Source organism: Clostridia bacterium (assembly GCA_026414765.1).
Taxonomy (GTDB): Bacteria; Bacillota; Clostridia; order Acetivibrionales; family DSM-27016; genus SKW86.
The window spans coordinates 62,556-75,724 of sequence record JAOAIJ010000010.1; the positions used below are offsets into that span (position 1 = coordinate 62,556).

14 protein-coding genes are annotated in these 13,169 nt (G+C 36.0%); 2 read left to right on the plus strand and 12 right to left on the minus strand.

From position 1 onward, the window contains the following. Positions 1-16: 16 nt before the first annotated feature. Positions 17-1,231: a beta-lactamase family protein gene (locus tag N3I35_02480; protein ID MCX8128949.1), complete on the plus strand. Its 1,215-nt coding sequence runs from the start codon at positions 17-19 to the stop codon at positions 1,229-1,231. 70 nt (positions 1,232-1,301) lie between these two features. Here the strand turns inward: N3I35_02480 and N3I35_02485 are convergent, their stop codons facing one another. From N3I35_02485 to N3I35_02535, 11 genes are all read right to left on the minus strand, one after another. Beyond that, positions 1,302-2,288, minus strand: coding sequence for a CotS family spore coat protein (locus N3I35_02485; GenBank protein MCX8128950.1), 987 nt, complete (start codon positions 2,286-2,288; stop codon positions 1,302-1,304). A 355-nt stretch (positions 2,289-2,643) separates the two neighbouring features. Further along, positions 2,644-3,879, minus strand: a complete 1,236-nt coding sequence (locus N3I35_02490) for a glycosyltransferase family 39 protein (GenBank protein ID MCX8128951.1) — start codon at positions 3,877-3,879, stop codon at positions 2,644-2,646. 109 nt (positions 3,880-3,988) lie between these two features. Continuing rightward, positions 3,989-4,264 carry a hypothetical protein gene (locus tag N3I35_02495; protein MCX8128952.1) on the minus strand — a complete coding sequence of 92 codons (276 nt, stop codon included), beginning with the start codon at positions 4,262-4,264 and terminating at the stop codon, positions 3,989-3,991. Positions 4,265-4,658: 394 nt separating this feature from the next. Beyond that, positions 4,659-5,594 carry a thiamine pyrophosphate-dependent enzyme gene (locus N3I35_02500; protein MCX8128953.1) on the minus strand — a complete coding sequence of 312 codons (936 nt, stop codon included), beginning with the start codon at positions 5,592-5,594 and terminating at the stop codon, positions 4,659-4,661. Positions 5,595-5,605: 11 nt separating this feature from the next. Beyond that, positions 5,606-6,790, minus strand: coding sequence for a pyruvate ferredoxin oxidoreductase (gene porA, locus N3I35_02505; protein MCX8128954.1), 1,185 nt, complete (start codon positions 6,788-6,790; stop codon positions 5,606-5,608). A gap of 56 nt (positions 6,791-6,846) precedes the next feature. After that, entirely contained in the window at positions 6,847-7,161 is a 315-nt protein-coding gene (locus N3I35_02510; GenBank protein ID MCX8128955.1) for a 4Fe-4S binding protein, read from the minus strand. Next, a complete protein-coding gene (locus N3I35_02515) occupies positions 7,158-7,736 on the minus strand; it encodes a 2-oxoacid:acceptor oxidoreductase family protein (protein MCX8128956.1) in 579 nt (192 codons plus the stop codon). Before N3I35_02515 ends, N3I35_02510 begins: the two co-directional genes overlap by 4 nt. A gap of 488 nt (positions 7,737-8,224) precedes the next feature. Then, positions 8,225-8,497 carry a pro-sigmaK processing inhibitor BofA family protein gene (locus N3I35_02520; protein MCX8128957.1) on the minus strand — a complete coding sequence of 91 codons (273 nt, stop codon included), beginning with the start codon at positions 8,495-8,497 and terminating at the stop codon, positions 8,225-8,227. 76 nt (positions 8,498-8,573) lie between these two features. Then, positions 8,574-8,930, minus strand: coding sequence for a YaaL family protein (locus tag N3I35_02525; protein ID MCX8128958.1), 357 nt, complete (start codon positions 8,928-8,930; stop codon positions 8,574-8,576). A 102-nt stretch (positions 8,931-9,032) separates the two neighbouring features. Continuing rightward, entirely contained in the window at positions 9,033-9,509 is a 477-nt protein-coding gene (locus N3I35_02530) for a metallophosphatase family protein (protein ID MCX8128959.1), read from the minus strand. Between the two features lie 55 nt (positions 9,510-9,564). Continuing rightward, the gene (locus N3I35_02535) at positions 9,565-10,155 is read right to left on the minus strand and encodes an NUDIX hydrolase (protein ID MCX8128960.1); all 591 of its coding nucleotides are present in this window, start codon (positions 10,153-10,155) and stop codon (positions 9,565-9,567) included. A gap of 404 nt (positions 10,156-10,559) precedes the next feature. Here N3I35_02535 and N3I35_02540 point away from each other — a divergent pair, with 404 nt between their 5' ends. After that, the gene (locus tag N3I35_02540; protein ID MCX8128961.1) at positions 10,560-12,350 is read left to right on the plus strand and encodes a VanW family protein; all 1,791 of its coding nucleotides are present in this window, start codon (positions 10,560-10,562) and stop codon (positions 12,348-12,350) included. Positions 12,351-12,555: 205 nt separating this feature from the next. Here the strand turns inward: N3I35_02540 and N3I35_02545 are convergent, their stop codons facing one another. Beyond that, complete coding sequence (locus N3I35_02545; protein ID MCX8128962.1) at positions 12,556-13,059, minus strand: hypothetical protein; 504 nt, start codon at positions 13,057-13,059, stop codon at positions 12,556-12,558. Positions 13,060-13,169: the final 110 nt, after the last annotated feature.

Consider the following 13,169-nt stretch of genomic DNA (forward strand, 5'->3'; position numbering starts at 1 on the left):
ATGGAGGCAATCCTATATGAAAAAATATATAATGACCAGGTTTGTTATTCTTCTGGCCTTTGTTATGCTTTTTACAGCCGGATGCTCACCTGCTAGCCCTGAAGAACCGGAATCAAGCTCAACAACTGTAGTGAGTACTGATAAAATCGAAGCAGCCGCACCTGCCATGGAACAAGAATCTGAAACTACACCCCCCTACTATCCAACTACAGAGTGGAAAAAATCATCACCGGAAACTCAGGGAATGGATTCTAACCAGCTGACAAAAGTATTTCATGATATCAAGAATAAGGAGCTTCCCTTACACAGCATCATTATTATACGGAATGGCTACATAGTTGCAGAGGCATACTTTGAACCATATACAATAAGTTCAAAACACAATTTATATTCCGTAACTAAAAGCCTTACGTCCACACTGGTTGGTATCGCTATAAATGAGGGCTATATTAAAGGAGTAAACCAAAAGGTCATTGATATTTTCCCTGATATAAAAATCGAGAAAAACGATTTAAACACAGAAAGCATCACCATAAAAGACTTACTCACCATGTCGGCGGGACATACTGAGGATTATGTCGGACATACGTATAGCAGCATGAACTGGCCTCAGGATTTTTTCAACCTGCCTTTCAGCTTCAGACCCGGAGAAAAGTTTTTATATGACAGCAGCGCTTCTCATTTACTGGCAGAAATAATATACAAAACAACCGGTAAGAAACCTGAAGAATATGCTAAAGAACATATATTTACTCCCCTGGGAATAACGGATTATAACTGGGAAATGCTTAATACAGGGATTAACACCGGAGGCTGGGGACTTCAGCTCAAGCCAAGAGATATGGCAAAGTTCGGTTACCTATTCTTAAAGAAAGGAAAATGGGAAGAAAAGCAGCTTGTGCCAGAAGAGTGGGTTAAAGAAGCTACCTCAAAACACATTGAGAGTTATTGGGGAGATAACAAGGGTGACAATTACGGGTATCAGTGGTGGATGAATCCCTACGGTGGATACAGAGCTGACGGCTATGCCGGCCAATACATAGTGGTTATGCCTGAGTACAATTTGATTACGGTTTTTACAGGAGAAATGAATAATGAAGAAAGAGCTGAACCCTTCAGATATATGAAGGAATATATTCTTCCGTCAGTAAAATCAGATATCCCCCTGAAAAAGAATGCGGCAGCAAATCGAGCTCTAGGTGAAGCAATAATGCGAGCAGAAGAACCTTGAGTTTATTCTTTGCAACTTTATGAAGATAAGCGGATTCTCCCGGTATTTCCAGTTCAGGAGAATCCGCTTTTTACATCAGCAGCTCATATTTATCCATAAATTTTTTATGATACTCTATTTCATCTACTACCTCCTGGAGTTTTGTTACATATATTTTTTCCGACCAGCTCCTCTTGCTGTTATAGTACTTGTTTACAACCCTCCAGAATTTTTGTGGAAATTGAAGCATAATCTTCATTACATACATTTCATCATCAGTTATTACCTCTGCAGTTCTGTAGCTATCTACTATCACTTTAGCTTCATAAATATCCCAGTTGCATTTTCTCATTTTTCTCCTAATTAAGTTAGCCAGGTCATATATCTTCAGCTCAAAACAGCAAAAGTCAAAGTTTATTAAGTAGTATTTATCAGAGCTGTAAATAATGTTATGGTGTGTAAAATCATGATGGCATAACAATCCTTCGCTTTTTGTAGCCGCTACCAGTTCATCATATTTTGATAAGCTTATCATTTGTATAGCCTGCTCTCCGAGTGTATTAAAATAGTTAAAATAATCAAGGAACATGTAGTCAAATTTGCTTCTGCCTTTTCTTGCCACCTTTCTAAGCTTTTTTATCTCATCTAGTCTTTTTCCGAAGTATGAGGGGAGCTTTCCTAGTTCATCCCGGGTTTTACTCCCTTCCGGTGCTAAAAAACCTCTGGAGGCACTATGCAGGTTTGCAAGCAGTATTGAAGCGTTAATAATATCTTTTCTATTATCAAAACTGCATTCTACCCCTTCTATAAAATCACTGACAGTAAAGTTACTGCCGTCAACTTCTATATATGGAAGTCTATCTGTCGTACACAAATACCTATCTATATTTCTGAAACCTTTCACATATAAATGCTCTTTCACACCATGCGTAAATAATATCCTTTCCCCTGCCAAACTGTTTTTCCGCAGCAGCTTCTTTCCCCTCTGGGTATTTAAAATGAAAGCATCCTTGTGGGGAGTTATACTTTTTATGTCCAAGTCATACTTAGCGGCAATATCCTTATCTATATCCTGCATATTGACCTCCACTTGTGCAGCAAAACTGCTTAAGGCTAAGGTTGAGATTAAGCCTGTAAAGATATAAGCTGCCAATGTCCAGTATTGATTATTAAGTAATTCCACGCAACGCATTAATTTATTAATAACAACCCTAAAACCATATTATAGAAGCTGTTTCAAAATTGGTAAAATGCTAATAGTAATGAGTCGCTTGACTATCCACTATGTATTTGAACTTAATCTTAATCTCAACCTGCACATATTTGTGTGCATTATAAATATATGCCGCGAGTATTTTCCCTAGAAGAGCAAAATTGCAACGCAGATCTGCTCTTCTTACAATTAGTGCTAAGAAGCCTTTATTTGCAAACTCTCATCCGGAGCCCTTGATAACCGCTGCACAAAAAGATTTACACAACGAATAAACTGTATAAATAAAGTATGCGCTAAAGACAGATAATAGCGGAAGCAAAGGAAAAGCATACCTGTCAAAGGCCATGTATACACAATGTACAGCATTAAAATACAGTATTACGGATATTGGCAGGACGTACTTATGTATTTTGTTGAAGAGCAGTAGAGCAATCCCCAAAAATCCCAATAAAATAATGTAGTGGTGTGCCAATACGAAATACCGGCTTATACCAAAAAACTGTTTCCAGTAAAACGCACTATTCCAGAGATAGAAGGTTTTCCCTAATATAAACCACCTTATGTATCCAAAAAAGTCCCTGTTAAGTTCAGCTTTTATCCTATCTTTTGCAACACTGACTTCTATTCTATTCGTTTCATACGCATTTCTACCCAGTTTGTAATATACAATATTTTCAGGTGTTTGCTTATAATCGACATATGTGCCCTGGAGCATAGGATTACCGCTTGATGCCGCAAGCGGTATAAACTCTCCATATTCCCGGTAGTTTCTCAACCACCATGGCGACATTATTATTGAAAATACCGCCAACATCACCGCACCATACTTAATTATTTGAGTCACCTTCATTTTAAAGTTCACAAGCAGATAAAAGAAGAAGAGTATAGGATATAGTGCAACCGTAGGCCTGCATAGTGTTGCAGCTGTCCAGATCAATCCCAGAATAGTAACTTTCATGTATCCGGGCTCACTTAAAAACCTTAGTGATAGGTAAATTAACAGGCATAACAGCATGGTAAAAACTGTTTCCGTCAGCATATATCCGACAGTAATAATGTTAGGAATGTAAAATGCCATAAGAAGGGCAGCTATTAAGCCGGTTACCTTATTAAAATAAAATTTAGCCGTCAGATATACCAATATAATAGTTATACAGCTTAGGACAGCTTGAATAACTCTCACGATTTGCAGACTTGCTAACCCATATCCGAATATTTTGAATACAGATGCAAGAAACATCGGATACAATGGCATGATAAATACTGTGGGCTCATTATAATTGTGAAAGGTGAAAGTACCCCTTTCTGCAAGAACTATTGCACTTTTTATATAATTTATATCATCACTGCCCAGTGTCAGTAAATTTTTGTATCTGGCAATCAATACAAGCTTTATTACCAGAGATAATCCTACTAATATAGCAAGGATACAATTTGAATAATTTTTCTTAAACATAAAAAACCCCATATTCAGATATTAGATAGCTGAGCCAAAATAAGCCCATTTCTCTTTCTAAATAAAGGTTTTCTAAAAATAAAAAAAATATTCAAATTGTGGAAATATTTTAGTTGCCTACTATTCTCTTATCTAAACTATTAAGAAAGTATCCATTCATATATAATCTATATAAACGCTTACAAAAATTTTTATCAAAAAACAAAGGCCTTTTTTCTTCTTCCAAAATATCATTTATAAACTTAAATTTGCTGGTAGTAAGTGAATTATAATCTCTAACAGATATTTTTCCTTCTAATGTTTGTTCCTGACATATTTCAAGAAATTTCACTGTTTCCCTGATAAGTCTGTCCATCAGGTAATCCATTTTATCACTTCCTTTCATATGAATCTTACACACCAAAGCCAAGATTTTTATTGTTTTGTCTCCTGGGCTAACTAAAGAGGAACTTGAGAGAAATTGTTTACTGGTAACTTGGGAGTTAAAAAAAGGGCGCTGACAACCTCCCCCTTATATCTATTTATCTATTTTTAGTTATCAGCGCTGATTCATAAACTAAACTTTTAATCACCTATGTTTATGTTATTATAAATGAGAAAAATTGTCAATATATGGTATATTAAAATCATGTTATATTTCTATTACATTTTTCTACTAATTTCTATTCCATTATATACCATATTATTGCTGACTTATTATTTATTTTACATTTTTCGATTATATATAAAAGCAGGCTGAAGATGTTCAGCCTGCTTTTATTATTAATAAACTTTTATCACTATGCCTGTCCTGCAAGCTTTAATAGATTTTCCCATCTCTTGTCTACTTCAGTCTGGATTTCTTCAATCATGTATTCATTTCCAGCTTTGAAGAGGTGTTTGAATCTACCCTGAACCTTCAAGAAATCTTTAATAGGAAGCTTGTTCTTTGGTATATAGTTAACTATATACTTACCATCAATTACTTCGTATAATGGCCAGAAACAAGTTTCTACAGCCAGCTTGTTCAATTCCATCAAGTCAGGAGTATTGTACTGCCATCCTCTCGGACATGGAGCCAATACGTTCATAAATGCAGGTCCTTTTGTATATATAGCCTTTTCAGACTTTTCATATAGATCTTTCATGTTTCCAATTGCAGCTGTCTGGCAAACATATGGAAGATGGTGGTTAGCCATAACCTCTGTAAGGTCTTTTCTCCACTGCTGCTTACCTGGAATCTTCTTTCCTGCAGGTGATGTTGTTGTATCTGCATATTTAGGAGTTGCTGAGGATCTCTGTATACCAGTGTTCATGTATGCTCCATTGTCATAGCAAACATAAACCATGTCATGTCCTCTTTCCATTGCACCAGATAATGACTGCAAGCCTATATCATAAGTTCCGCCGTCACCACCGAAGGCTATAAATTTAGTTTCCCCTTCAAGCTTACCTCTCTTTTTCATCGCAACGTAAGCCGCTTCTGCTCCGGATACCGATGCAGCTGAGTTTTCAAAAGCGTTATGAATAAATGAATCCTTCCATGCAGTGTATGGATAAAGGAAAGTTGTAACTTCCAAACATCCTGTTGCACTTCCTATAACAGCATGGTCTTCAGGTTTTAATGCTCTTAATATCTGTCTGACAACTACAGGAGCACCACAACCTGCACACATTCTATGTCCACCGGTAAGTCTTTCCGGCTTTTTTGCAGCTTCCTTCAAATTATAAGCCATTAGTGCACCTCCTATTCTCTTACGCCCAGGTAGTTGTATACTGACTCAACCTTACCTGTGCTTGCGATTTTTAATAATTCATCATATACAAACTCAATGGTTTCTGTCTTAACGTCTCTTCCACCCAAACCATAGATATAGTTAACAACCTTAGGTCCGAATACACCCTTTGCGTAAAGGGCACTTGTTATTTCTGTAAATAATGGACCTGCAGCAGCATTGAAGCTGTCACACTTATCCATTACAGCTATTGCTTTAAACTTTGACAATGCAGCAACTATTTCATCTACAGGGAATGGTCTGAATACTCTTGGCTTAATTAAGCCTATCTTTTTACCCTGTGCTCTTAACTGATCAACAACGTATTTTGCAGTTCCTGCTGTTGAGTTCAGTATTACAGCAACTACTTCTGCATCTTCTGTCTTATACTCTTCAAACAGGCCGTATTTTCTTCCTGTCATTTTTTCAAACTCAGCTGATACTTCAAGAATAACTTTTTTAGCATTCATCATTGCCTGAGCCTGCTGTCTCTTATGCTCAAAGCAGTGTGTGAAGTGATCCAAAGGACCAACAGCTATAGGAGTTTCTTTATTCAAAAGATAATTTTCAGGCTTGTATTCTCCAACAAAAGCCTTAACCTTATCGTCTTCTACCAATTCAATATTTTCAACAGCATGGGAAGTGATAAAACCATCCTGGCATACCATAACAGGAAGCATTACATCAGGATGCTCACCGATTCTGTTTGCCATAAGCATATTGTCATATGCTTCCTGGTTGTTTTCACTGTATAACTGAATCCAACCTGAATCCCTTGCGCCCATTGAATCACTGTGGTCATTGTGTATATTCAGCGGACCTGAAAGAGTTCTGTTTACACATGCCATAACTATAGGTAATCTTGAGCATGCAGCGATATAAAGAATTTCCCACATAAGTGCAAGACCATTTGCTGATGTAGCAGTCATTGCTCTCGCACCTGCTGCCTGTGCACCTACACAAGCTGACATAGCACTATGTTCTGATTCTACTGCAACAAACTCTGTATCAACAGCACCATCTGCAACAAAAGTTGAGAAGTACTGGGGAACTTCAGTAGATGGAGTTATCGGGAAAGCCGCAACTACATCAGGATTTATCTGCTTCATGGCAACGGCCATAGCTTCGTTACCACTCATTCTTTCTCTAATAGCCATTTATTAATTCCCTCCTTAAAATTCATTTAAGCCCCCGGCATCTGTATCAATCCGGATTACTTGCTTTCTTCTATAAAATCAATAGCCTTGAATGGGCATGCCTTTACACATACTCCACAGCCTTTACAATGATCATAATCAAAACCTGTCATGGCACCTTCTTCATTAACTAAAATTGATGAATCAGGGCATACGGGGAAACATAACAGACATTGTTTGCATTTTTCCTGCAACCAAACAGGCTTCATTGAACGCCAGTCACCTGTCTTAAAAAGATGTGCATTACCAGCATAAGGTATTGTACCACCTTCGGTAATATCCTTCCAAGTTACATCAATAGAAACAGTTTTTAACTCCTTTTTGCAACTCATAACCCTTTCACCTCCTGCATTGACCTTTCAAGAGCTTTAACATTACCTTCTACAACTTCAGGTTTCTTTGCAAATTTATGTTTAAAGGAATCAACCATATCTTCCAGGAATTTCTTCTCATCCATAACACCGCTAACTTTTACTACAGCTCCAAGCATCGGAGTATTTGGGAAGTATTTGCCCAAAGTTTCTATGGAGATTGTTCTTGCATCTATTGTACAAATTTTTCCTTTATATCCTTTCAATAAAGGCCTTACTTCTTCCGGTGTTTTAGTAGTGTTTATTATAATTGCACCTGATTCCTTCAAACCAGCTGTAACATCCACAGAAGTAAGAAGTGTATCATCAACAACTACAACAAACTCAGGTTCATAAATATTACAGTGAATTGTCAGCTTCTCGTCACTTATTCTGTTATACGCAGTAATAGGTGCACCCATTCTTTCTGAACCGTATTCCGGAAAACCTTGAATATACTTTCCGGTATTGAACGCTGCATCAGCGAGTAACAATGATGCAGTTTTTGCGCCTTGTCCACCTCGTCCATGCCATCTAATCTCAACAACCTTGCCCATGTGGTAAACCTCCTCTTTATAATTAAATATAATGTTGCTATTGGTCATATTAGTTATAATGCAACAGCGGAAAGGATTGGCTGATTTAAGAAACTTTCAGGTTATATGTAAAAATCATGAAAGTATTCTTATATACAACATCAGGGAATCAGTCATGTTTACATCCTTACCTGAAAATTAAAAATAACTGACTAACCAGACAACAATGTTATTTTCACTCAAATAAAAGTATACTTCCTTGTTTATTTTTTGTCAAGCCACGAAGCATAAAACACTTATATATAGGGAACAATAGGTAGTTAAATTGTTCTTTGTATACAAGAAAAGACTATCGCCCTTTTGCAAGCGTAAAATGAAGGTTTATATATTTAGAAAATTAATCCATAAAGTATCAGCATAGTCTGCCACATAAAAAAGAAGCCAGTATTGCATACTGGCTCAGACCTCTAGATTAGGAAGTCAATGATTGTGTGTAATCAGTTATGACTTCAGATGCTAAAAATAACTTTGAATACTACCAGCAGTATTATTCCGGGTATTCCTAAAAATCCTACTATCAAAGCAGATACAACATTTAAAGCAATATGATAGTTGAATACACCACCAATAAGGTTTATAAAAAGCAGTACTATCCCGCCTATTATTGCATTATAAAGCAGTTTAACCAATATCTTCATAGGATATATACACATTCTCCCCAATAAAAATAAAATAATTATTCCAATAACATATGCAAATAGAACACTTAACTCTATAGCCATAATTATATATATATACTTGGCCAAATATTTATTACAAAAACCATAATAAAAAAGGTTGACTAAATCAACCTTTTTTTCAGTAACTTAAGTGATCTCTACCATATATTGATTCAGCTGTATCCAGGGAATCCAGGCGTATACCTTTTTCCTTTGCCTTTTTTATATAGTACTCATATCTTACCTGGCAAGCCTTAATTTTATAAGTGTAATAATCTACAAGCTCTTGCTCGTCTGCATAATTAAAATTAATATTTGCGTATATCCATTCACTTTTTGCGTCTCTTATATTCTCTACAATTTCGAGATTTTCACAGGCCTGATCCGAAGAAATGATTTCGCTTTTTTCCTTAACTGATAAAAGCCTGATAAGCTTACCGAAAAAATTAACTTTTCCAAGCTTTATATTGATGTTTTTTTGTGCATTTATATACATGTAAATTCTCCTTACACTTTCTAAATGTCATACATTCTAAGTATAAGCAGAATTTACCCTTTTTATACATCATTTTGAATATTTTGGTAATCAATTTAGTTACTATATACTTTGAAACCTTGAACAAATTTTCCCCTTGCTAATTTCAACAACAGCATAGGTAGGTTTTTGGAAATATCCCGGTGCACCTATACTCCCAGGATTAAGCACAAGCATTCCTTCGTAAAAGATCTCTTCATTAATATGTGTATGTCCAAAAAAAACTGCATCTGTACCTGCAGCTTTTCCTTTGCGTATAATCTTCTGATAATCATTTTTTACATTATAATTATGACCATGAGTGATAAGCACTTTTTTCTCTTCCAGTTCCAATATCTTATCCCCGGGAATTTCCCTGGACCAGTCGTTATTTCCATGCACATACTCAAAACTTATGTAACTGTACAGTTCTTTTAATTTCAAAGCATCCGAAACGAAATCACCCAAGTGAATAATCATATCTATATCTTTACTTTTCCTTATGGCCTTCACCATATTGTTGATATTTCCGTGGGAATCACTAAATAATAATATTCTCATACCACACTCTTAATTATAGAATACCGGTTAACACCCTTTGCTTTACTTTTATGCTTTAGTATCCATGGGATTTAAGAACTCTATAAACAGCCTCAGTGGTTGCATACCTGAATCTTCCCCAGTCAGCCCATTTTCCGGCAATGCTGTTCAATGTATCTGCTACAGCTTTCAATTCCTCAACTTCTACTTCACTAACTTCACTAACTTCATTGTCACTTGCATCCACAAGCAATCTTCCACCCATTTCTTTCATTATAAATAAATAGGAATAAAACATTACACAGTTTTCACCATGTACAAATTTTATTTTTAGTACACCCGCAAATATCTCCAGCTTTACTTCAAGGCCAAGTTCTTCCTTTGTCTCTCTAAAAACTGCCTCAACTATATCTTCACCATGGAAAATGCCGCCGGTAGGTATTCTGAAAACTCCTCCAGGATACTCTTCACATGTAACTGTAATTATCTTACCGTTCGGTCTGACAACACAAAAAACAACTTCTCCGCGCCTGTCCTTTTCTACTGACTTTTTCATTTTATTAAAAAAACTACTGTTCTTGTATTCAATGGTTATTTCTTCACAATAAGGTTCAACATTGAACTGATTACAAATAGAAAGAAATTCTCTTTCATTAAAACTATTCATTCCTGTCCCCCCTTAGTTAATAATATTAATACTTTTGTACGATTTTTTCCATATACATACTTAATTTTTAATTAATATGTAATATTTGCTGCTTTGTCCCAAGCACCTGCGCTACAATAATTTATTAAATAAATTCTAAAAAGCATCATTTAGGAATATATTATTAGGTGTTGATAAAACCTGCAAAATACGGTAAGATTTTTGTCTGATAGTAACAATTTTGCATATAAAATGTATTGAGTTTTTTAAGTAAAATTGCGATAATATATAAGTATCTATATAGGGAACAAATCATAGGGAAAAACGTCTAAATAAGCGATAGAAGACAATTTTCAGGATTGAAGCTCCCCTGCCTGCTTGTTTGTTATCGGATATTAAATAAAATAAATTGGAGTGCTTTAAATATGGAACCTGAAGTTCAGAATACAAACCCACAGAAGTCGCCTTTCAAATTTTTATCTCGAAAAGCGGTCTACATTTCGTTAATATCGTTCATTTTGCTCATGCTAGCCTTAACAGCCCAATTCAGTTACATGATATTGAACTATGACAAAATATATAAGGGAGTCTATGTAAATAGTATTTATGCCGGAAATCTTTCAAAGGAAGATCTTAAAGAGCTTTTACATAGTAATTTTACCAACAAGACCGAACATTCCGACATTGTAATAAAGTGCAAGGATATTACTGAAAAACTAAGTTTTAAGGATATTAAAGTAAATTATGATATAAACAAGGCAGTCGAACTGGCATACAACCTAGGAAGATCAGGCAACATTTTCGAAAGATTTTCTGACATACTTAAAGCCCGCAGATCAAATGTAACGATAAAAATTCCGGTTTCCTACGATAAGGATAAAATCACCGATACACTCCAGAATATATACTCCAGAACTTTAATCAGCGTTAAGGAAGCGGATCTGCTTGTACAGGAGGACCGGATTACAATACGTTCGGGACGCCATGGTGAAAATATAGATAAGGATAAATCCTTTAGGGAAATAGAAGAATCTATTAAGTCCGGCAAAAACCTTAACTTGGAAATTCCAGTAATTATAACTGCTCCCAGCAGAATCAATGTGAATGAATACTATAACCAGATAAACCGTGAAGTTAAGGATGCAACTTTTAAAATAGTTAATAATGCAGTTGAATTTGTTCCTGAGGTTATAGGAAGAAGTATTAATAAAGATGATCTGGAAAGTATAGCTACGGAGCTTGAAAAAGCTGAAAATATGGAAAAAGTCCTCCCCGTTTCTTTTGCAAAGCCTAAAATAACAATCGCAGATATACATGCAAAGCTTTTTAAAGATATACTATGTACTGTAAAAACTCCTTTTAAGACAAATACACAAAACAACAAAAACAGAAGCGTAAATATCAAGCTTGCATCGTCAAGGATAAACGGAAAAGTACTCGCACCGGATGAAGTCTTTTCATTTAATGAAACCGTAGGGGAAAGGACTAAAGCTGCCGGTTATCTCGATGCATATGTCTATAAGAAAGGAAAAGTGGTACCTGATTTGGCAGGAGGTATATGCCAGGTATCTTCTACATTATATAACGCAGTACTAAAAAGCGATCTTGATATCGTAGAACGAAGAAATCATATGTTTATTGTTACTTATGTAAAACCCGGTACTGACGCTACCATATTCGGAAACACCACAGACTTTAAGTTTAAAAACTCAACAAAGTGGCCTATAAAAATTGAAAGCAGCATTACAAAGGATAATTATCTTGTATTCACTATCAAAGGGACCAGTGAAAATCCGGAAAGAGTTATTGAAATATTTCCGGAAATAAGAAATAAAAAGAGTTTTGAAACAAAATACATTGATGATCCAAATATGGAAGAAGGAAGTAAACCAAAAGTGCTTCAAGAGGGCCATGAAGGCATGACTGTGGACACCTACAAAATAATCAAGGTTAATGGAAAAGTAATAGAAAAGGTAAAAATTGATACCAGTGTTTATCAACCTTTAACTGAAGAAATAGCAAGGGGTACAAAAAAAGCTGCAGTACCAACCACAACAACTACCCAGCCGGTAAAGCAGCCTGATGCCAATACCGATACAAAACCAAAAACAGACACCGACGGCAGCCCAGCCGACAATGCCCCAGAAACCGGAAACAGTACAGATACAGATGCTGTGAACCCTGCTCCTGATGATGTAATTGACCCTGGACAATAAAAACCGCTAAATGTCGGGTTTCGTTAGAATAAGAACAGAAAATGCTCTTTATCATGTAAAGCATTATCTGATTTGTGAAATAATAAATAAACGGTAGACAAAGATCTACCGTTTATTTATTATGTTATTATTCATTAGTTTAATATATTCAATGAATACTATAAACGCCCTGGAGCAAACCATATGGTTTCCTGTACAATCATTTTCAGTAAGTATCTACACTTGTCGCTCCATTGCTTCTCAATATCGATGCTATACTGTCTATTTTATCTTCATCCGATCTCATGCTGAAAAGCACCTTTCCAGCCCTTATGTCTGTCTCGTACTGCTTGCTTCTGTTTTCAGGAATTCCCAAATCTACAAGGCCACCAACTATACCGCCTGTAACCGCACCGGATATAAGCCCTGTTATTGGTCCTGCTGCTGCTACAATACCTAACCCCGGTATCACCATGCTGCCCGCACCTATAAGAAGTCCTGCCAATCCCCCAAGTATGCCGCCTGTAACAACACCATCAGAAATATTGTCATTGGTAGCACCGGCATTTCTTCCCATAGTAGCTGTATTTCCTCCAGTCCCTGTATTCTGATCTCCTTGTTTTGCTACTATAGAGATATCATCAGTTCTCAGCCCCTGGTCTTTGATTTGTCTTGCTGCTGTTTCTGCATGATTGTAATTGTCAAAGATAGCAACTACCGTTCTTGACATAAATCTTCCTCCTCTATAAAAATATATAAAATTTCATATATAGCTTTAGTTTAAGCATGATAATTTATACACAATATGCAGCATACAATATTGCAAAACTGTTGTGTATA

Excerpts from the sequence above, each read along its gene's own strand:
- N3I35_02480 (MCX8128949.1), top strand. The coding sequence starts at position 17 with ATGAAAAAATATATAATGACCAGGTTTGTTATTCTTCTGGCCTTTGTT.
- N3I35_02485 (MCX8128950.1), bottom strand. The coding sequence starts at position 2,288 with ATGCAGGATATAGATAAGGATATTGCCGCTAAGTATGACTTGGACATA.
- N3I35_02490 (MCX8128951.1), bottom strand. The coding sequence starts at position 3,879 with ATGTTTAAGAAAAATTATTCAAATTGTATCCTTGCTATATTAGTAGGA.
- N3I35_02495 (MCX8128952.1), bottom strand. The coding sequence starts at position 4,264 with ATGAAAGGAAGTGATAAAATGGATTACCTGATGGACAGACTTATCAGG.
- N3I35_02500 (MCX8128953.1), bottom strand. The coding sequence starts at position 5,594 with ATGGCTTATAATTTGAAGGAAGCTGCAAAAAAGCCGGAAAGACTTACC.
- porA (MCX8128954.1), bottom strand. The coding sequence starts at position 6,790 with ATGGCTATTAGAGAAAGAATGAGTGGTAACGAAGCTATGGCCGTTGCC.
- N3I35_02510 (MCX8128955.1), bottom strand. The coding sequence starts at position 7,161 with ATGAGTTGCAAAAAGGAGTTAAAAACTGTTTCTATTGATGTAACTTGG.
- N3I35_02515 (MCX8128956.1), bottom strand. The coding sequence starts at position 7,736 with ATGGGCAAGGTTGTTGAGATTAGATGGCATGGACGAGGTGGACAAGGC.
- N3I35_02520 (MCX8128957.1), bottom strand. The coding sequence starts at position 8,497 with ATGGCTATAGAGTTAAGTGTTCTATTTGCATATGTTATTGGAATAATT.
- N3I35_02525 (MCX8128958.1), bottom strand. The coding sequence starts at position 8,930 with ATGTATATAAATGCACAAAAAAACATCAATATAAAGCTTGGAAAAGTT.
- N3I35_02530 (MCX8128959.1), bottom strand. The coding sequence starts at position 9,509 with ATGAGAATATTATTATTTAGTGATTCCCACGGAAATATCAACAATATG.
- N3I35_02535 (MCX8128960.1), bottom strand. The coding sequence starts at position 10,155 with ATGAATAGTTTTAATGAAAGAGAATTTCTTTCTATTTGTAATCAGTTC.
- N3I35_02540 (MCX8128961.1), top strand. The coding sequence starts at position 10,560 with ATGGAACCTGAAGTTCAGAATACAAACCCACAGAAGTCGCCTTTCAAA.
- N3I35_02545 (MCX8128962.1), bottom strand. The coding sequence starts at position 13,059 with ATGTCAAGAACGGTAGTTGCTATCTTTGACAATTACAATCATGCAGAA.